Origin of the sequence: Phenylobacterium glaciei, assembly GCF_016772415.1 — a bacterium.
Taxonomy (GTDB): domain Bacteria; phylum Pseudomonadota; class Alphaproteobacteria; order Caulobacterales; family Caulobacteraceae; genus Phenylobacterium; species Phenylobacterium glaciei.
The window spans coordinates 1,606,480-1,620,844 of sequence record NZ_JAGSGD010000001.1 but is presented as its reverse complement, the minus strand read 5'-3'; the positions used below and the strand labels follow the sequence as shown (position 1 = coordinate 1,620,844).

Genomic DNA, 14,365 nt, shown 5'->3' with positions numbered 1-14,365 from the left:
CAAGACCGGACGCCGCGTCACCCTGATAAAGTTGACGCCGGCGTCACGGACGACGGAACTCCATGATCCAATTGGTTTCCCAGCTCTTCCCGCCATCATAGGAGAAGGCTTGGCTCCAGCGCGGGGCGTTGGGCTCGGCGGTCTGCCAGTCGAACACCACCTGGACCGGCCGGTCGCCGTCCATGTCCTCGCCGCGGAAAGTTCCCCGCGTCCCGTCGAAGCGGCCCATCACCGGCGGCTGCATCACCCCGTCGCGGTCGGTGATCCACCAGATGGTCCATTCGTCCCGTTCCGGGTTGTAGAGCCGGAAGGTCATGCCCTTGAAGCCGTGGTCGGCGAAAACGATCTCGTCGAGACTGCACATCCCGTCCAGCCTCAGGTCCGAACGCTGGCGCGCCTCGAACACGTCCCAGTCGGTGGAGCCCCCGCCGCGCGTCTTCAGGCGACGGTTGGTGACGATCCAGTCGCCATGGTTGAAGTCGAAGGCGTGGCGGGAGGTCTGGGGGGCGGCGGACATCGAAGGCTCCTCAAGCTGGAGCTTGGACTTACCGCCACCCTGCTGACAGGGCTTGTCAGCTACCTACTTGCCCTTCCAGTTCGGGGCGCGCTTCTGGGCGAAGGCCATCGGGCCCTCCACGAAGTCTTCCGAGCGGAACAGGGCCGAGATGGCGGGATAGCGGTTCTGGCCGGCGATGGCGCCCTCCAGGGTCGGTTCATCCAGGCCGCGGTAGACCGCCTCCTTCGACGCCCGGATCGACATGGGTGAGAGCTCGGCGACCTGGCCGGCCCAGCGCTTGGCGGTGGCCATCAGGTCGGCCTGGGTGCTGACCTCGTTGACGAAGCCAAGTTCGTGCCCCTCGGCGGCGGAGACCCGGCGGCCGGTGAGGATCATCCCCATGGCCCGCTTGGTGCCGATGGCGCGCGGCAGGCGGTGAAGACCGCCGGCCAGAGCGGCCAGGCCGACGCGAGGCTCCGGCAGGGCGAAGACGGCGTTGTCGGAGGCCACGATAATGTCGCAGGCCAGTGCGATCTCGAACCCGCCGCCCATGGCCACGCCGTTCACCGCGGCGATCAGCGGCTTGTTGAGGTCAAAGCGCTGAGCCAACCCCGCGAAGCCCGACTTCGGCATCGCCATGGAGCCGCCGGTGGCCTGGTTCTTCAGGTCGTTGCCGGCCGAGAAGGCGCGCTCGCCCGCCCCGGTGATGATCCCGACCCACTGCTCGGGATCGGCGTTGAAGGCGTTGAAGGCCTCGTCCATCTCGAAGTGCATAGGCGAATGCACCGCGTTCATCACTTCGGGCCGGTTCAGGGTGAAGACCGTGACCGGACCTTCGCGCTCCACGGAGATGAATTCATAGGCCATCGGGTGTCCTCCCATTGTCTTGTTGGGAGGAAGGCTGGCGGGGCGCCGCTGCGTCCGTCAAGCGGACTTGAGGAAGCGCCGCGAGCGCTTGACCCGACGCGCGTCGTCCCGCACCAAACCGCCATGACCACGCTTCCTACCCTCGAAGGCCCTGTTGTCCCGCCCGCCAACGGCGGCGCGCCCACCCAGATCGTCATCCTGCTGCACGGCTACGGCTCGAACGGCGCCGACCTGATCGGTCTTGTCCCCCACTGGCAGGCGGCCCTGCCCGGCGCGGTGTTCATCTCCCCCAACGCCCCGGAGATCTGCCCTGGCGCGCCGGACGGCTACCAGTGGTGGGGTCTCAGCAGCATGGATCCCGCCAGCCGGGCCGCCGGCGCGCGGGCCGCAGCGCCGACCCTGGACGCCTTCATCGACGCCCAGCTGGCCAAGTACGATCTGAAGCCGAAGAACCTGGCCTTGGTGGGCTTCAGCCAGGGGACCATGATGGCCCTGCAGGTGGGCCTCCAGCGCCAGCCGCAGATCGCCGGCATCCTGGGCTATTCCGGCATGCTGGCCGACGAGTCCGGCCCCGCCAACGCCAGGACCAAGCCGCCGATCCTGCTGATCCATGGCGATTCGGACCCCGTCCTGCCGATCGCCGCTTTCCACCAGGCCGGCAAGCTGCTGCTGGAGGCCGGCTTCGACGTGCAGGGCAAGGTCTCGCCGGGCCTCGGCCACAGCATCGACCTGGGCGGGCTGCAGCTCGGCGAACAGTTCCTGCGCGGCGTTCTGTCCTAGCGCTCGGATGCATCTGCGATAACCTGCGTGCAGGCGGCGCCGCCGGAGAGCGCCGGCACCAGGTGAGGCTCCCCATGGACGACGAACTCAATCCCGCCAGCGCCAACCGCGATTCGCGCCTGACCCGCCGTGGCTTCGCCACCGTCACCATGGCCACCGGCGTGGCCGTGGCCAGCGCGGCCCTGGCCGCCGAGGTGGTCGAGACCGACGTCACCATCACCACCGCCGACGGCGCCTGCGACGCGGCCTTCTTCCACCCGGCCGGCAAGGGCAAGTGGCCCGGGGTGGTGATCTTCACCGACATCCTGGGCCTGCGCCCGGCCTTCCGCGACATGGGCAAGCGCATGGCGGCGGCGGGCTATGCCGTCGTGGTCCCCAATCCCTTCTATCGCACCCGCAAGGCGCCGGTGATCACGGGGCCCTTCGAGTTTTCCAATCCCACCGACCGCGCCAAGCTGGTGGAGCTCACCACCCCGCTGACGCCCGAGGCTAAGACCCACGACACGGCGGCCTATGTCGCCTGGCTGGACAAGCAGTCCCCGGTGAACACCAAGAAGAAGATCGGCGTGCAGGGCTATTGCATGGGAGGTCCCTACACCTTCATCGCCGCAGCCAACCATCCGACGCGAGTCGGCGCCGCCGGCTCCTTCCACGGCGGCGGCCTGGTGACCGACAAGCCCGACAGCCCGCATCTGCAGCTGGCCAAGGCCAAGGCGGGTTTCCTGGTGGCCATCGCCGAGAACGACGACACCAAGCAGCCGGACGCCAAGGACAAGCTCAAGGAAGCCTTCGCCGCCGCCAAGCTCCCCGCCACGGTGGAAGTCTACAAGGCCCAGCACGGCTGGTGCGTGAAGGACGGCGCCGTCTACAACCCAGCCGAGGCCGAGCGCGCGTGGGCGGCGCTCACCGCGCTCTACGCCCGCGCCCTGGCCTGAGCCGCCAGGCGTTCCAGCCCGCCCAGGGCGATCTGCACGCACAGGTCGACGGCGTCCTCGATCTCGAGGTCGCCGTCGGCGACGCGATTCCCGGCCCGCCCGGTCGCCCCCATCAGCATGTCTACTGCGGCGATCGCCTGGGCCAGGGGCAGGCCGTAGGCGCGGCGCGTCGCGCGCACCAGATAGCGGATCGTCTGATCGCGATTGATCCGGCTCTCGGCCTCCATCAAGGCGGCGGTGGCGGGATCGGCCAGCAGGGCGGCGATCAGGGGGCCCCGGTCCCGGACGTGCTCCAGATAGTGCCGGGTGGTCTGGGCGATCAGGTCTGGGAAGGTCTCCGCCCGCAGAGCGGCGGCCATCCCGCGGTCGCCCAGCTCGGCCTGTTCCCGCTGCAGAAGCGCGCCCAGCAGCACATCGCGCGTGGCGAAATAGGTATAGACCAGGGCCTTGCTCACCTGCGCGGCCCGCGCCAGCCGTTCCATGGTGGCGGCCTGCAGACCCTCCTGAACGATCACCCGGGCGGTGACGTCGAGAATCTGGTCCCGGCGAGCGGCCGGCGTCAGCCGCGTGCGAATGCGCTCTGTCATGGTCTGCCTATGCCGCGCCCTCCCCGCTCAGGTCCAGAGCGGCGAGGAGCCCTTCAGCAGGCGGGTCATGAGGATCATCCTGGAGACCTCGCGCCCGCCCTCGGCGTCCCGCAGGGTGCTCTCGAACCAGGCCACCTCGGTCTTGGGCGATTCGGAGAGGGCGAGCAGCCGACCGTCCGCGAGATAGTCGTGCTCCATGAACACCGGGCCGTCGAGCCACTGGACCTCGATGGCGCCGAACATGCCGACGAAGGCCTCGTCGGGCTTGAACAGCGGCGTCTCCACCTCGCGCATGGCGTCGATGGCGATGGCCGGGGCGGCCACCCTCTCCCCCCAGACTGTTGCGTCCTCATATTCGGGCAGCGACTCGGTGATGAATTCCAGGCGGTTCTCATTGCGAGACAGGGCCAGGCGCGCGGGGATGTCCACGCAGGTGTCGCCCACCTGGGACCGCTTGAGAATCCGCAGATCCTCCGCCGGGCGGGCAGTCTTCAACTTCTGGCGCAGGAAGCTTTCCATGTCCGGCGGGCCTGACGCGGCTGTGCCCTCACAGACCCTTCGGCCCTCGGCGTCCTCCATCCAGACCTCGGCGCGCATCCCGCCCTCCGCCCGCGGGACCGGCGCGCGGGTGAAGACCTGGACGGGTTCGCCGTCGGTGGTCGGGTTCAGGAAATAGAGCGATAGATTGCCGGTGCGATACCAGTCGCGCCCGAACAGCTCCGCCATCACCGGCGGGAACTGCTCGAAGTGGATGTTTCCGGCCACCGTGCCGCCTTTGAAGCCCAGCTTCTGCGCCGTGGCGTCGTCATGGATCGAGCCCTTGGCGTGCTTGGAGAAATTGTCCGGGCGGCGGACCGGCCCGGCGATGACTCCGCCCTGGAGGGTCGTCGTGAAGGGCGCGTGGGACATCTGGGCCTCGCTGTCGGTTGACCGGGTCTGATGAGGCCAGATACTATTAGACGATCCTTATAATAACAATCCGGACCGGCCATGCATCTCGACTTTTCGGCTGAGGAAAGCGCCTTTCGCGGCGAGGTTCGGGCGCTGATCTCCAGGGTGTTCCCGCCCGGCGCGCCCTTCGACGGGTCGCCTGCTGACGAGGCGCGCTGGCATCAGGCCCTGCTCGCGCGGGGCTGGGCCGTGAACAAATTCCCCGTCGCCTTCGGCGGCCCCGGCTGGACGGCGGCCATGAACTTCATCTGGGAAAGAGAGACCTCGGCGGCGGGCGTTCCCGCCCAGGTGGGGGGCATGGGCCCCGGCATGCTGGCCCCGGTTCTCTTCGCCTTCGGCAGCGCCGAGCAGCAGCAGCGGTTCCTGCCGGGCATCGTCGCCGACACCACCCGCTGGTGTCAGGGATACTCCGAGCCCGGGGCCGGGTCCGACCTCGCCGCCCTGCGCACCCGGGCGGTCAGGGAGGGTGAGTTCTACGTGGTGGATGGCGAAAAGGTGTGGACGAGCGGCGCGCACAAGGCGGACTGGATCTTCTGCCTGACGCGAACTGCCACAGAGGCCAAGCGGCAGGCCGGCATCACCTTCCTGCTGATCGACATGCGCAGCCCGGGCGTGACGGTGACGCCGATCATCTCGATCGACGGCCGTCATTCCTTCAATCGCGTCACGTTCGACGCCGTCCGGGTCCCGGTGGAAAACCGGATCGGCGAGGAGGGCCAGGGCTGGACCTATGCCAAGGGCCTGCTTACCCACGAGCGGACCGGGCAGGCCTTCGTCTCCCTGTCGCTCAACCTCGCCCGCGGCATTCGAATCGCGGCCTCTACGGAAATTCCCGGCTCGCAGGGCGACCGCCTCATCGACGATCCGGGCTTCGCGAAGCGGTTGGCCGGCCTCGAGATCGAGTTGAGAGCCCTGGAGATGACTGAGCTTCGCACCCTGTGGGAAGTCGCAGCCGGTTCAGCCCCAGGCGCGCAGTCCTCGATGCTCAAGCTGAAGGGCACCGACATCGTCCAGGGACTGACGGAGCTCTATGTAGAGTGCGCCGGCCCCTATGCCGCGCCCTGGTTTCCCGAGGTGGATGGGGTGGCCGAACCGCTCGGACCGGCTTGGGCGCGGCGGGAAGTAGCCCGGTATCTCGAAGGGCGCGCCGCCAGCATCGCCGGCGGATCCGACGAGATTCAGCGCAACATCATGGCCAAGCACGTCCTCAAAATCTGAGTGCGGAACCTTCACCGTGAACGGGCGTTTCCGGCGCTTACCCCCCAAGTCCCGGAGACGGTCATGTCCAAGTTCACCACCACCCTCGCCATGCTCGCCGGCGCGGCGGCGCTCACCGCCTGCACCACCACCGACCCCTATACGGGCATGCCGGTGCGCAACAATACCGGGACCGGCGTGCTGGCCGGCGCCCTGGGCGGCGCGGCCCTGGGCTATCTGACCAACACCAACAGCGGTGAGCAGGGCCGCAAGAACGCGCTGATCGGGGCCGGCATCGGCGCCCTGGCCGGCGGCGCGGTCGGCAACTACATGGACCGCCAGCAGGCCGACTTCCGCCGTTCGCTGGAAGGTTCGGGTGTGCAGGTCCGCCGCCAGGGCGACAACATCGTGCTGATCATGCCCAGCGACGTCACCTTCGCCGTCGACCAGTCCGACGTGCAGTCACGGTTCGAGCCGGTGCTGGCCGATGTGGCCCGCACCCTGAACGCCTACCCGCAGACCACCATCGACATCGTCGGCCACGCCGATTCCAGCGGCGCCGACGACTACAACCAGGCGCTCTCGGAACGCCGCGCCAGCTCGGTCGCCAACTATCTGGTGGGCGCCGGCCGCGTCCTGCCGGCCCGCATCTTCGTGGCCGGCGAAGGCGAGCGCCAGCCGGTGGCCAGCAACGAAACGCCCGAGGGCCGCGCCCAGAACCGCCGCGTCGAGATCATCCTGCGGCCGATCCAGGGCTAGAGCATTTTCCGATAAGTGTGAAACGGTTATCGGATCGAAAAATGCTCTAACTTTTTGAATTAGAGCCCTTTTTATCCGATCTGATGGGTCAATCAGATCGGAAAGGGCTCTAGGGTCTCAGCGACGGGCCGCCTGCAGATCGGTTTTCGAGAAGTCTTCACCGACGAACAGCAGCGGGCAGTCGTGCTCTTTCGCCACGGCGTAGGCGAAGCAGTCGCCGAAGTTCAGCCCTGCCGGATGAACGCCCTTGCCCCACTGATTGTAGGCAAGGGCGACCCGGCTGGCGGCGGCCTCGGAGACCGGAACGATTGTGAGGCCAAGATTTCCCACCAGGCTGGTCATTTCGTCGGTCACGTTGCGGCGGCCGGCGACGATCAGGGCTTCAGCCAAGGTGCCGGCGGAAATGAACACCTCCAAATCTGCCTCAAGGATATCGATGCAGGCGTCCGACGCCGCCTCGCCCAGGACAATCGCCATCAAGGCCGACGTATCGACCGCGATCACTTCGGCAGGCCGTCATCGTCGTAGAGGAAGTCCTGACTCCGCGCGGCGGGCTCGCCCGCCACCGCCTTCGCCGCGCCCGAGCGCCGGATGGATTCCATGAGCTTTCGGCGCGCCGCGGGGTCACCCACCGCGCGTATCGCCACGAGCCGAACCGCCGGCTGGCCGTGGCGGGTGAGGATGACGTCGTCGCCAGCCTCTGCCCGCCGGACCAAATCCGTCAGCTGACCCTTGGCGTCTGTTACTGAAACTCGCATTTGAGGCAATCCTCCGGACCATAAGATGGTCCGTCCTTACCAATATGGACCACCCCATAGTCCGGATCAAGGCGAGCGTCAGCCTAACCCGCCGCCCTCAGCTCTCGCTTGTAGCGCTGCCAGTTGGCCACGTAGTGCATCGCACCGCCGGCCAGCATGCGGGCTTGGCCCTCCGAGACCTCACGCACCACCTTGCCCGGCGCGCCCATGACCAGGGAGTTGTCGGGGATTTCCTTGCCCTCGGTGATCAGCACATTGGCGCCGATCAGGCAGTTCTTTCCGATCTTCGCCCCGTTCAGGATGATCGAGCCGATCCCCACCAGGGAATTGTCGCCGATGGTGCAGCCGTGGAGCATCACCATGTGACCCACCGTGACATTGGCCCCGATGGTCAGGGGCGAACCTGTGTCTGTATGCAGGACCGAGCCATCCTGCACATTCGAGTTCTCGCCGATGATGATTGGGTCATTGTCGCCGCGAATTGTCGCACCGAACCAGACCGACGCGTTTTTCTTGAGAATCACGTTCCCCATCACCGCCGCGTTGGGCGCAATCCAGTATTCGTCCGCATCCGGAAGCTCCGGAGCCACGTCGCCCAAGTTATAGACACTCATTGTCGCACCCTCATTATTGTCGTCGATCCGTTGTTTAATCCGCGATTAACCCCGTTAGGATCATCTTAGTCGGGCGATTCGAGAGGGCGATAGCCTTCCCGAACCGGCCATGGCCGGTTTTCGGTCCTGGCTCCCCGCATGACGGAGACGAGCGTGTCGCGTTTGTGGCTTCGGCGGGGTTCTCCGCCAGCATTGCGAAGCGAAAGCGGTCCGCCGGGCTGCGCACGACGCGGTTCTGTCTCACATCACCAGTCGACCTCGAAGGGCCATCCATTGCGGATGCGCCCTTTTTTCATGCCCTTACGGAGGCTTTGATGACCAAGCGAGCCCTGAAGCGACAAGTGCGCGAAGGCGCCTTCGACGCCGGCCAATTCCAGGATGACGGCAAGATCCGCCGTCTGCCCGTAGAACGGGCCTGGTCACCGCTGGCGCATCACAATGATGACCGCGAGCAGGGGTACTTAAAGACCATCAAGTCCAAATCACCGGGTCAGGACGAACTGATCGCGGCCATCGACGCCAAGAACCTCGTGATGGCGCTCGGTCCCGCAGGCACCGGCAAGACCTATCTGGCCATCGCCAAGGCGGTGGAGGCCCTGGAGGCCGGCAAGGTGGGGCGCATTGTGCTCTCCCGCCCCGCCGTCGAGGCCGGCGAATCCCTGGGCTTCCTGCCCGGCGAGATGGAGGACAAGCTCGCCCCCTATCTGCGCCCGCTCTACGACGCCCTGTCGGACCGCCTCTCCATGAAGCGGGTCCGGGCCCTGATGACCGAGGGCGCCATCGAGATCGCGCCGGTAGGCTTCATGCGCGGCCGAACCCTGAACAACGCCTTTGTAGTGATCGACGAGGCCCAGAACTGCACCTATGGCCAGCTGAAGATGCTGCTGACCCGCCTGGGCTGGCACTCCACCATGGTGGTCACCGGCGACCCCAATCAGTCGGACCTGCTGCCGGAGCTCTCGGGCCTGGGTCCCGTCGCCGACAAGCTGGAAGCGGTCTCCAACATCGCCGTGGTCCGCCTGAAAGACCGCGACATCGTCCGTCACCCCCTGGTCGCCGAGATGCTGGGCGTCCTCTAGACCTTTCCAAGGCCGGCTCCGGAGCAATCCGGCGCCGGCCAATGGAACCTTAGGCCCGGCCAGCGTTTAGCCGTCACAGACGGGCGAGACGGGGCATTCCATGACATCGGGCAGATTCGACGCCGACCGGGCACAGCCTTGAGGCCGCCCTCGGTCGAAGAGCGCGCGGGCCAGTTAAGCGCGCGCCAGAAGCTGAAGATGGCCCGCTCGGCCCACGCCTATGTGCGCGGCAGCACCACCCGATTCTACGACTGGCTGCAGCGCGCCAACACCCGCGACATGCCCATCGGCCCGCCGGTGTGGATCTGCGGCGACTGCCATGTCGGCAATCTGGGGCCCGTCGCCAACGCCAAGGGCGAGATCGCCATCCAAATCCGCGATCTGGACCAGACGGTGGTCGGCAATCCGGCCCATGACGTCATCCGGCTGGCTCTGTCCCTGGCCAGCGCCGTGCGCGGGTCGGACCTGCCGGGCGTGACGACGGCGCGGGTGCTGGAGCAGGTGGTGGAAGGCTATCAGGCGGCCCTATCGCCCGAGCGCGACAACGGCGACACCCACGAACCCGAGGCCGTGCGCACCGCGCTGCATGCCGCGTTGAACCGAAACTGGCGTCACCTGGCTCGCGAGCGGATCGTCGATACCACGCCGACCATTCCGCTCGGTCGCAAATTCTGGCCCCTCACGCACGAGGAACGGCTGGCCCTCTCGGACATGGTGGCCACCAACGAATTGCGGACCCTGGCCACCGCCCTGCACTCCCGTCCCAGCGAAGGCGCGGTGGAATTCCTCGACGCCGCCTTCTGGGTCAAGGGCTGCTCGTCGCTGGGGCGCCTGCGCTACGCCGTGCTGATCGCCATCGGCGAGGGCAAGAAGCGCCAGCTGTCGCTGATCGACGTGAAGGAGGCCATAAAGCCTGCGGCCCCCCGCGCTGAAGACGCCAAGATGCCCCGCGACAATGGCCGCCGGGTGGTGGAGGGCGCGCGCCACCTCTCGCCCTATCTCGGCGACCGGATGAGCGCCGGCCGGGTGCTGGACAAGGCGGTGTTCGTCCGCGAACTGCTGCCCCAGGACCTGAAGCTGGAGTTCGAGACCCTGACGCCGCCGGAAGCCATCTCCTCGGCGAGGTTCCTGGCCGGCGTGGTGGGCCGCGCCCATGGCCGCCAGATGGACGGCGAGACCCGCGCCCGCTGGACCGCGGAGCTGGACCGCAACCGCTCCAAGAGCCTGGACGCGCCATCCTGGCTGTGGAGCAGCGTCGTCGAACTCCTGGCCAGCCACGAGACGGCCTACCTTGAGCACTGCCGCCGCTACGCCGAGGTCGCGGCCTGAGGCCTACTTGGTCTTGCAGCTTCCCGCGCCGGACGAGGATTCACAGCTGTAACAACTCGCCTTGGCGCTGTTGTCGCCGTCGCCGCAGGAGGCCAGGCCGTCCTTGCAGCTGCCCTTCTTGGTTCCAGTCGACAGGATGTAGGTCGTGTCGGGACAGACGAGCTCGATCTCCGCCTTGGTCTTGCGGATCGGATGGGCGAGGTCCGCGACGCCCTGTGGCGAGGTGGTCGAACCGGTTGCGGCGAGCCCCATCTGTTTGAGATTGTTCTGGGTTCTCATCCGTGCGGCTGGCTCGGCCTGGGCGGAGGCCGCCGCCAGCAGCAGGACGGCGGCCAGGCCAAGGATTTTCATGGGACGGTTTCGGCGACCAGCGGCTAGCAGCCGCCGCCTTCGGTGGACCAGGTCAGTCCGCCGTAGCTGAGGGTCAGGGTGGAGGGCAGGGCGCCGGTCGGGCTGGCCGGCTTGGCCGAGGTGATAAGCACGTTCTCCAGCTCGATGGTCAGGGCCGAGTCGCCGCCCGCCTTGCGGACGAACAGGGTCGCCTTCTTGATGTGCTGGCCTGTGGCGACCGCAGCGGCGAGGCTGCGGCTGGTGGGAACTTCCGGGCCACCGATGGTGGTGCGGCCGGCGCCGGTCGCTCCGGAACAGCCCCGCAAGGTTGCGGCCAGGCCCAGTTGCTTCAGGTTGTTCTGGGCCTTCGACTCGCCGTCGACGCCCTGAATGACGAGCAGGTAGTCGGCGCTTGCGGCCTGGGCGGAGCCGGACAGGGCGGCCATGGTCGCGGCGGTGAGCAGTAGGGAACGCAGCATCAGATCTCTCCTCCTTGGCTCGTGGCTAGTGGTTGCGGTGCGCGGCTTCGCGGACCTTCTGGATGGCGGGGATCAGCAGGGCGGCGGTGGGATCGGCGGGCGGGGCGTCGCTGAGATCGGTCGGGCGCTCTTCGTTGACCTTGCCCGCGGTGGGATCGGCGGACGGGGCGTCGGTGAAATCGGTGGGCCGTTCCTCGTTGACCTTGCCGGCGCTGATCTCAAGTTTGCCCGAGCCGACCTTGGTGATGCTCAACGAGCCGTCACGCCCCGAGAACACCTTCACATGCCCGGCCTGCGCCTGCGGCACGGGCTGGGCGACCGGCCCGGACTGCGGTTGGGCGGCGGCGAGCAGCAGCGTGCCGGCGAGGGAAAGGATATCCATGGGTGTCGTCCTCCTGGTGGGCGGCCTGTCGCCGCCGTTCTGGACGCTCCAATGCGGGCTGCGACCCCATGCGGAGAGGTGCATTGACGTGCGGCGACGCGCATAGGGTTGCATTTGGACGCATCATCCTGGCCGCCCGGAAAGAACCGTGGCTAGGCTGAGGCCATGTCCGGATCATCTTTCAGCGCGAAGCTCGGCCTGGTCTTGAAGGTCTTCAACATGAGCCGGGCGCACCTGGCCTCGGCGCTCGCGGTCGACAAGTCCCTGGTGGGTCGGTGGGTGGCGGGGTCGGTCACCCCCTCGACCCACAACCTGGCCAACATCACCCGCTACCTCGCCGACCGGCAGCCGGGCTTCACAATGCTCGACTGGGATCGCGACATCGAGGACTTCGCCGCCCTGTTCGGCGCGATAGCGCCGGTCCTGGAGCGGCCGTTCGACGTGGCCGACGGCGTCCCGCTGGCGATCATGCCCCAGATCCGCAGCGCCACCACCGGGCGCGCCAGAGACCTGGAGTGCTTCTTCCGCACCACCCGCCCGGCCGAGGCCGCGCCGGGGCGGTTCCTGCATGACCAGGGTATGGTGCGCCTGAACGCCAACGGCCTGCTGGAGGTGATCATGGGGGTGCGGGAGACGGTCTATCGCGGCTGGCTGATGCCGGTGCGGGGCCAGCTCTTCTGCGTCGCCACCGACGCGGCCAACGGCGCCCTGGTGTTCGTCATCTTCTCAAGCGTGCCCAGCGGCAGGCCCCAGAGGATCGACGGCATCACGCTCGGCAGCAGCAGCGGCTCCCTGCCGGGAATCGCCGCGGCGCCGATCATCCTGGATCGGGTGGGGGATCTGTCGGGCGATGTCGTGGCCGACGACCGGCGCTATCGCGAGATGCTGACCAATGATCCGCTGGCGCCCGAGGGCTCAGTGCCCCCTGAGGTCGTCGCCCATTTGTCGCGAGACTTCGGACCGTCACACCTGGCGGCCGGCGGGGATTGGCTGCTGCAAATCCCGCTGCACCGCTCGCTGGGGCGCAGCGTGATGGCGATGGCCGAGGCGATCTAGCCCCGGCCGGCCTTGGTCAGGGCAGGTCTTCGGCCAGGATCGCCATCTCGAACATGAAGGAGCCGTCGCCGTCTTCGTCCTCGAAGACCACGCCGATGAATTCCTCACCGATATAGACCTCGGCGGAGTCCTTCTGCTTGGGGCGTGGGACCAGGGTGATCCGCGCATTGGCGAAGGCGCCACGCATGTGGCCCTCGAGCTTGCGCATCATTCTCTCGTCCACGGCCATCTCCTCGGCGATTCAACAGCCGCGGAACCTAGCTGGTCGCGGCCTGCACGGAAACCGTCAGATGACGTAGTCGTACACAGCTTCGGCCAGGGTGTGGTCCATGCTGCGGGCCGGCTCGTCGCAGGTCGGGCAATTGACCAGGCGGGCCGGGACGCCGGCGGCCGTGCAGTGGGCCGGAACCGGCTTCAGCACCACCGAACCGGCGGCGATCTTGGCGTAGTCGCCGATGTGGATATTGCCCAGCACCTTGGCTCCGGCGCTCAACAGGACGCCCTTGCCGATCTTGGGGTGACGATCGCCCCGCTCGGCGCCCGTACCGCCCAGGGTCACGTCCTGCATCATGGAAACGTCGTCGCCGATCACCGCGGTCTCGCCGATGACGATGCCTGTGCCGTGGTCGATAAACACGCCCGAGCCGATCTGGGTGGCCGGATGGATGTCCACCTGGAAGATCTCGCTCATCCGGCTCTGCAGGTAGAGCGCGATGGTCTCGCGGCCCTGGCCCCAGAGCCAGTGCGCCACGCGCTGGGCCTGCAGAGCCTGGAAGCCCTTGAAGAACAGGAACGGCTGCACGTAGCCCTTGCAGGCCGGGTCGCGCTCGAACACCGCCTTGAGGTCAGCCTCGGCGATATCCACCAGATTGGGATTGTCCTTGTAGGCGGCGTCAGCCAGTTCGCGCAGGCTCATGGCCCGCAGCTCCTGGTCGCCCAGCTTGCGCGCCAGCTGGTAGCTCAGCGCGGCGCCCAGGTCGTGGTGGCTCAGCACCACGGCGTTCAGCAGCGAGGCCAGGGCCGGCTCCGACTGGGAGGCCCGCGCGGCTTCGTTACGCAATGCGGCCCAGACCGGCGGCGGTGCTGCCGGGTCGATGACTTCCAAACGCTGGCTCATCGGTTCCTCCCGTCCCATGACGTTCCCCTTATCCTAGCATGGCCGCCGAAAGTTCGCTCGGCAAAGCGCCCTCCCTGGCCATGTGGTAGCCCCGCAGCAGCATCGCAACCGTCAGGGCGTCACGCATATAACCCCCGACCGCAGCCTCCAGCGCTTCCCGAAAAGGTACGCGCGCCCTCAGGATATCTTCAGTGCCATCGCCCTGGGGCTCGGCGTGGACCTGCGTCAGGCCGGTGGCCAGGTAGCCGAAGGCGTGTTCGTCGGTCACCGAGTTGGAGAGCTGCATCCGCAGAATCTCCTGCCAGTGGGCCGCCGCCATGCCGGTTTCCTCCAGCAGCTCGCGCCGGGCGCTCTCCAGAGGATCGTCGGAGAGCGGCCCGCCGCCCTCGGGGATTTCCCAGCTGTAGTCAGCAAAGGGCAGTCGATTCTGGCCCACCAGGGTGATCGTCCCGTCATCGTGCACAGGCAGGATGGCCATGGCGAAATTCTTGAAGCTGACCACGCCATAGAGGGCGTCGGCGCCGGTGGGCGCGATGGCGTCGTACTCGGTGACGCTGATCCAGGGATTGTCATAGATCGGCCGCGGCGGTCCCTTGCGCCAGGGCGCCCCGTGGGCCACAAGCCAGTCTGGTTTTTGCGACATGTTCTC

At 67.4% G+C, this 14,365-nt stretch carries 20 protein-coding genes; 7 read left to right on the top strand and 13 right to left on the bottom strand.

Annotation, left to right across the window (positions count from 1 at the left end):
* Positions 1–43: 43 nt before the first annotated feature.
* Together JKL49_RS07820 and JKL49_RS07815 are read right to left on the bottom strand one after the other, a co-directional pair.
* Positions 44–517 (bottom strand): hypothetical protein, encoded by a 474-nt coding sequence (locus tag JKL49_RS07820; protein ID WP_215339618.1) that lies wholly within the window; start codon positions 515–517, stop codon positions 44–46.
* A 63-nt stretch (positions 518–580) separates the two neighbouring features.
* Positions 581–1,363 carry an enoyl-CoA hydratase-related protein gene (locus tag JKL49_RS07815; protein ID WP_215339616.1) on the bottom strand — a complete coding sequence of 261 codons (783 nt, stop codon included), beginning with the start codon at positions 1,361–1,363 and terminating at the stop codon, positions 581–583.
* A gap of 123 nt (positions 1,364–1,486) precedes the next feature.
* Here JKL49_RS07815 and JKL49_RS07810 point away from each other — a divergent pair, with 123 nt between their 5' ends.
* Positions 1,487–2,143, top strand: coding sequence for an alpha/beta hydrolase (locus JKL49_RS07810; protein WP_215339614.1), 657 nt, complete (start codon positions 1,487–1,489; stop codon positions 2,141–2,143).
* Positions 2,144–2,217: 74 nt separating this feature from the next.
* Positions 2,218–3,078 (top strand): dienelactone hydrolase family protein, encoded by an 861-nt coding sequence (locus JKL49_RS07805; RefSeq protein WP_215339612.1) that lies wholly within the window; start codon positions 2,218–2,220, stop codon positions 3,076–3,078.
* Here the strand turns inward: JKL49_RS07805 and JKL49_RS07800 are convergent.
* Together JKL49_RS07800 and JKL49_RS07795 are read right to left on the bottom strand one after the other, a co-directional pair.
* On the bottom strand, positions 3,057–3,665 hold the full coding sequence (locus JKL49_RS07800; protein ID WP_215339610.1) for a TetR/AcrR family transcriptional regulator: 609 nt from the start codon (positions 3,663–3,665) through the stop codon (positions 3,057–3,059). The genes JKL49_RS07805 and JKL49_RS07800 overlap by 22 nt on opposite strands.
* A gap of 27 nt (positions 3,666–3,692) precedes the next feature.
* Positions 3,693–4,574 (bottom strand): hypothetical protein, encoded by an 882-nt coding sequence (locus tag JKL49_RS07795; protein WP_215339608.1) that lies wholly within the window; start codon positions 4,572–4,574, stop codon positions 3,693–3,695.
* 81 nt (positions 4,575–4,655) lie between these two features.
* Here JKL49_RS07795 and JKL49_RS07790 point away from each other — a divergent pair, with 81 nt between their 5' ends.
* Positions 4,656–5,834 (top strand): acyl-CoA dehydrogenase family protein, encoded by a 1,179-nt coding sequence (locus JKL49_RS07790; RefSeq protein WP_215339606.1) that lies wholly within the window; start codon positions 4,656–4,658, stop codon positions 5,832–5,834.
* Positions 5,835–5,897: 63 nt separating this feature from the next.
* Positions 5,898–6,572 (top strand): YiaD family glycine zipper/OmpA-like lipoprotein, encoded by a 675-nt coding sequence (locus JKL49_RS07785; RefSeq protein ID WP_215339605.1) that lies wholly within the window; start codon positions 5,898–5,900, stop codon positions 6,570–6,572.
* A 117-nt stretch (positions 6,573–6,689) separates the two neighbouring features.
* Here the strand turns inward: JKL49_RS07785 and JKL49_RS07780 are convergent, their stop codons facing one another.
* The 3 genes from JKL49_RS07780 to JKL49_RS07770 all read right to left on the bottom strand — a co-directional run bounded on the left by JKL49_RS07780 (position 6,690) and on the right by JKL49_RS07770 (position 7,944).
* Positions 6,690–7,076 (bottom strand): type II toxin-antitoxin system VapC family toxin, encoded by a 387-nt coding sequence (locus JKL49_RS07780; RefSeq protein ID WP_215339604.1) that lies wholly within the window; start codon positions 7,074–7,076, stop codon positions 6,690–6,692.
* Positions 7,073–7,330, bottom strand: coding sequence for a type II toxin-antitoxin system Phd/YefM family antitoxin (locus JKL49_RS07775; protein ID WP_215339603.1), 258 nt, complete (start codon positions 7,328–7,330; stop codon positions 7,073–7,075). The genes JKL49_RS07780 and JKL49_RS07775 overlap by 4 nt, the downstream gene beginning before the upstream one ends.
* An 83-nt stretch (positions 7,331–7,413) precedes the next feature.
* Entirely contained in the window at positions 7,414–7,944 is a 531-nt protein-coding gene (locus tag JKL49_RS07770) for a gamma carbonic anhydrase family protein (RefSeq protein ID WP_215339602.1), read from the bottom strand.
* A gap of 314 nt (positions 7,945–8,258) precedes the next feature.
* Here JKL49_RS07770 and JKL49_RS07765 point away from each other — a divergent pair, with 314 nt between their 5' ends.
* Positions 8,259–9,023: a PhoH family protein gene (locus JKL49_RS07765; protein WP_215339601.1), complete on the top strand. Its 765-nt coding sequence runs from the start codon at positions 8,259–8,261 to the stop codon at positions 9,021–9,023.
* Between the two features lie 198 nt (positions 9,024–9,221).
* Positions 9,222–10,352: a DUF2252 family protein gene (locus JKL49_RS07760; protein ID WP_215339600.1), complete on the top strand. Its 1,131-nt coding sequence runs from the start codon at positions 9,222–9,224 to the stop codon at positions 10,350–10,352.
* Between the two features lie 3 nt (positions 10,353–10,355).
* On the opposite strand, the gene JKL49_RS07755 is transcribed toward JKL49_RS07760, so the two are convergent.
* Genes JKL49_RS07755 through JKL49_RS07745 form a run of 3 tightly spaced genes read right to left on the bottom strand, consistent with a single transcriptional unit; the run spans position 10,356 to position 11,543 of the window.
* Complete coding sequence (locus JKL49_RS07755; protein ID WP_215339598.1) at positions 10,356–10,703, bottom strand: hypothetical protein; 348 nt, start codon at positions 10,701–10,703, stop codon at positions 10,356–10,358.
* A gap of 23 nt (positions 10,704–10,726) precedes the next feature.
* Positions 10,727–11,161, bottom strand: a complete 435-nt coding sequence (locus JKL49_RS07750; protein WP_215339596.1) for a type VI secretion system tube protein Hcp — start codon at positions 11,159–11,161, stop codon at positions 10,727–10,729.
* A 25-nt stretch (positions 11,162–11,186) separates the two neighbouring features.
* The gene (locus JKL49_RS07745) at positions 11,187–11,543 is read right to left on the bottom strand and encodes a hypothetical protein (protein ID WP_215339594.1); all 357 of its coding nucleotides are present in this window, start codon (positions 11,541–11,543) and stop codon (positions 11,187–11,189) included.
* 165 nt (positions 11,544–11,708) lie between these two features.
* On the opposite strand from JKL49_RS07745, the gene JKL49_RS07740 reads away from it, so the two are divergent.
* A complete protein-coding gene (locus JKL49_RS07740; protein ID WP_215339593.1) occupies positions 11,709–12,599 on the top strand; it encodes a helix-turn-helix domain-containing protein in 891 nt (296 codons plus the stop codon).
* 16 nt (positions 12,600–12,615) lie between these two features.
* On the opposite strand, the gene JKL49_RS07735 is transcribed toward JKL49_RS07740, so the two are convergent.
* The 3 genes from JKL49_RS07735 to JKL49_RS07725 form a co-directional block, all read right to left on the bottom strand.
* Positions 12,616–12,822, bottom strand: coding sequence for a DUF3126 family protein (locus JKL49_RS07735; RefSeq protein ID WP_215339591.1), 207 nt, complete (start codon positions 12,820–12,822; stop codon positions 12,616–12,618).
* 63 nt (positions 12,823–12,885) lie between these two features.
* Positions 12,886–13,716 carry a serine O-acetyltransferase gene (cysE, locus tag JKL49_RS07730; protein ID WP_215339589.1) on the bottom strand — a complete coding sequence of 277 codons (831 nt, stop codon included), beginning with the start codon at positions 13,714–13,716 and terminating at the stop codon, positions 12,886–12,888.
* A 28-nt stretch (positions 13,717–13,744) separates the two neighbouring features.
* Entirely contained in the window at positions 13,745–14,359 is a 615-nt protein-coding gene (locus JKL49_RS07725; protein ID WP_215339587.1) for an NUDIX domain-containing protein, read from the bottom strand.
* Between the last annotated feature and the right edge of the window lie 6 nt (positions 14,360–14,365).

Coding starts and splice junctions, on each gene's coding strand:
- cysE (WP_215339589.1), bottom strand. CDS start 13,716: ATGAGCCAGCGTTTGGAAGTCATCGACCCGGCAGCACCGCCGCCGGTC.
- JKL49_RS07795 (WP_215339608.1), bottom strand. CDS start 4,574: ATGTCCCACGCGCCCTTCACGACGACCCTCCAGGGCGGAGTCATCGCC.
- JKL49_RS07725 (WP_215339587.1), bottom strand. CDS start 14,359: ATGTCGCAAAAACCAGACTGGCTTGTGGCCCACGGGGCGCCCTGGCGC.
- JKL49_RS07815 (WP_215339616.1), bottom strand. CDS start 1,363: ATGGCCTATGAATTCATCTCCGTGGAGCGCGAAGGTCCGGTCACGGTC.
- JKL49_RS07750 (WP_215339596.1), bottom strand. CDS start 11,161: ATGCTGCGTTCCCTACTGCTCACCGCCGCGACCATGGCCGCCCTGTCC.
- JKL49_RS07760 (WP_215339600.1), top strand. CDS start 9,222: ATGGCCCGCTCGGCCCACGCCTATGTGCGCGGCAGCACCACCCGATTC.
- JKL49_RS07805 (WP_215339612.1), top strand. CDS start 2,218: ATGGACGACGAACTCAATCCCGCCAGCGCCAACCGCGATTCGCGCCTG.
- JKL49_RS07775 (WP_215339603.1), bottom strand. CDS start 7,330: ATGCGAGTTTCAGTAACAGACGCCAAGGGTCAGCTGACGGATTTGGTC.
- JKL49_RS07755 (WP_215339598.1), bottom strand. CDS start 10,703: ATGAAAATCCTTGGCCTGGCCGCCGTCCTGCTGCTGGCGGCGGCCTCC.
- JKL49_RS07745 (WP_215339594.1), bottom strand. CDS start 11,543: ATGGATATCCTTTCCCTCGCCGGCACGCTGCTGCTCGCCGCCGCCCAA.
- JKL49_RS07765 (WP_215339601.1), top strand. CDS start 8,259: ATGACCAAGCGAGCCCTGAAGCGACAAGTGCGCGAAGGCGCCTTCGAC.
- JKL49_RS07810 (WP_215339614.1), top strand. CDS start 1,487: ATGACCACGCTTCCTACCCTCGAAGGCCCTGTTGTCCCGCCCGCCAAC.
- JKL49_RS07740 (WP_215339593.1), top strand. CDS start 11,709: ATGTCCGGATCATCTTTCAGCGCGAAGCTCGGCCTGGTCTTGAAGGTC.
- JKL49_RS07785 (WP_215339605.1), top strand. CDS start 5,898: ATGTCCAAGTTCACCACCACCCTCGCCATGCTCGCCGGCGCGGCGGCG.
- JKL49_RS07770 (WP_215339602.1), bottom strand. CDS start 7,944: ATGAGTGTCTATAACTTGGGCGACGTGGCTCCGGAGCTTCCGGATGCG.
- JKL49_RS07790 (WP_215339606.1), top strand. CDS start 4,656: ATGCATCTCGACTTTTCGGCTGAGGAAAGCGCCTTTCGCGGCGAGGTT.
- JKL49_RS07820 (WP_215339618.1), bottom strand. CDS start 517: ATGTCCGCCGCCCCCCAGACCTCCCGCCACGCCTTCGACTTCAACCAT.
- JKL49_RS07800 (WP_215339610.1), bottom strand. CDS start 3,665: ATGACAGAGCGCATTCGCACGCGGCTGACGCCGGCCGCTCGCCGGGAC.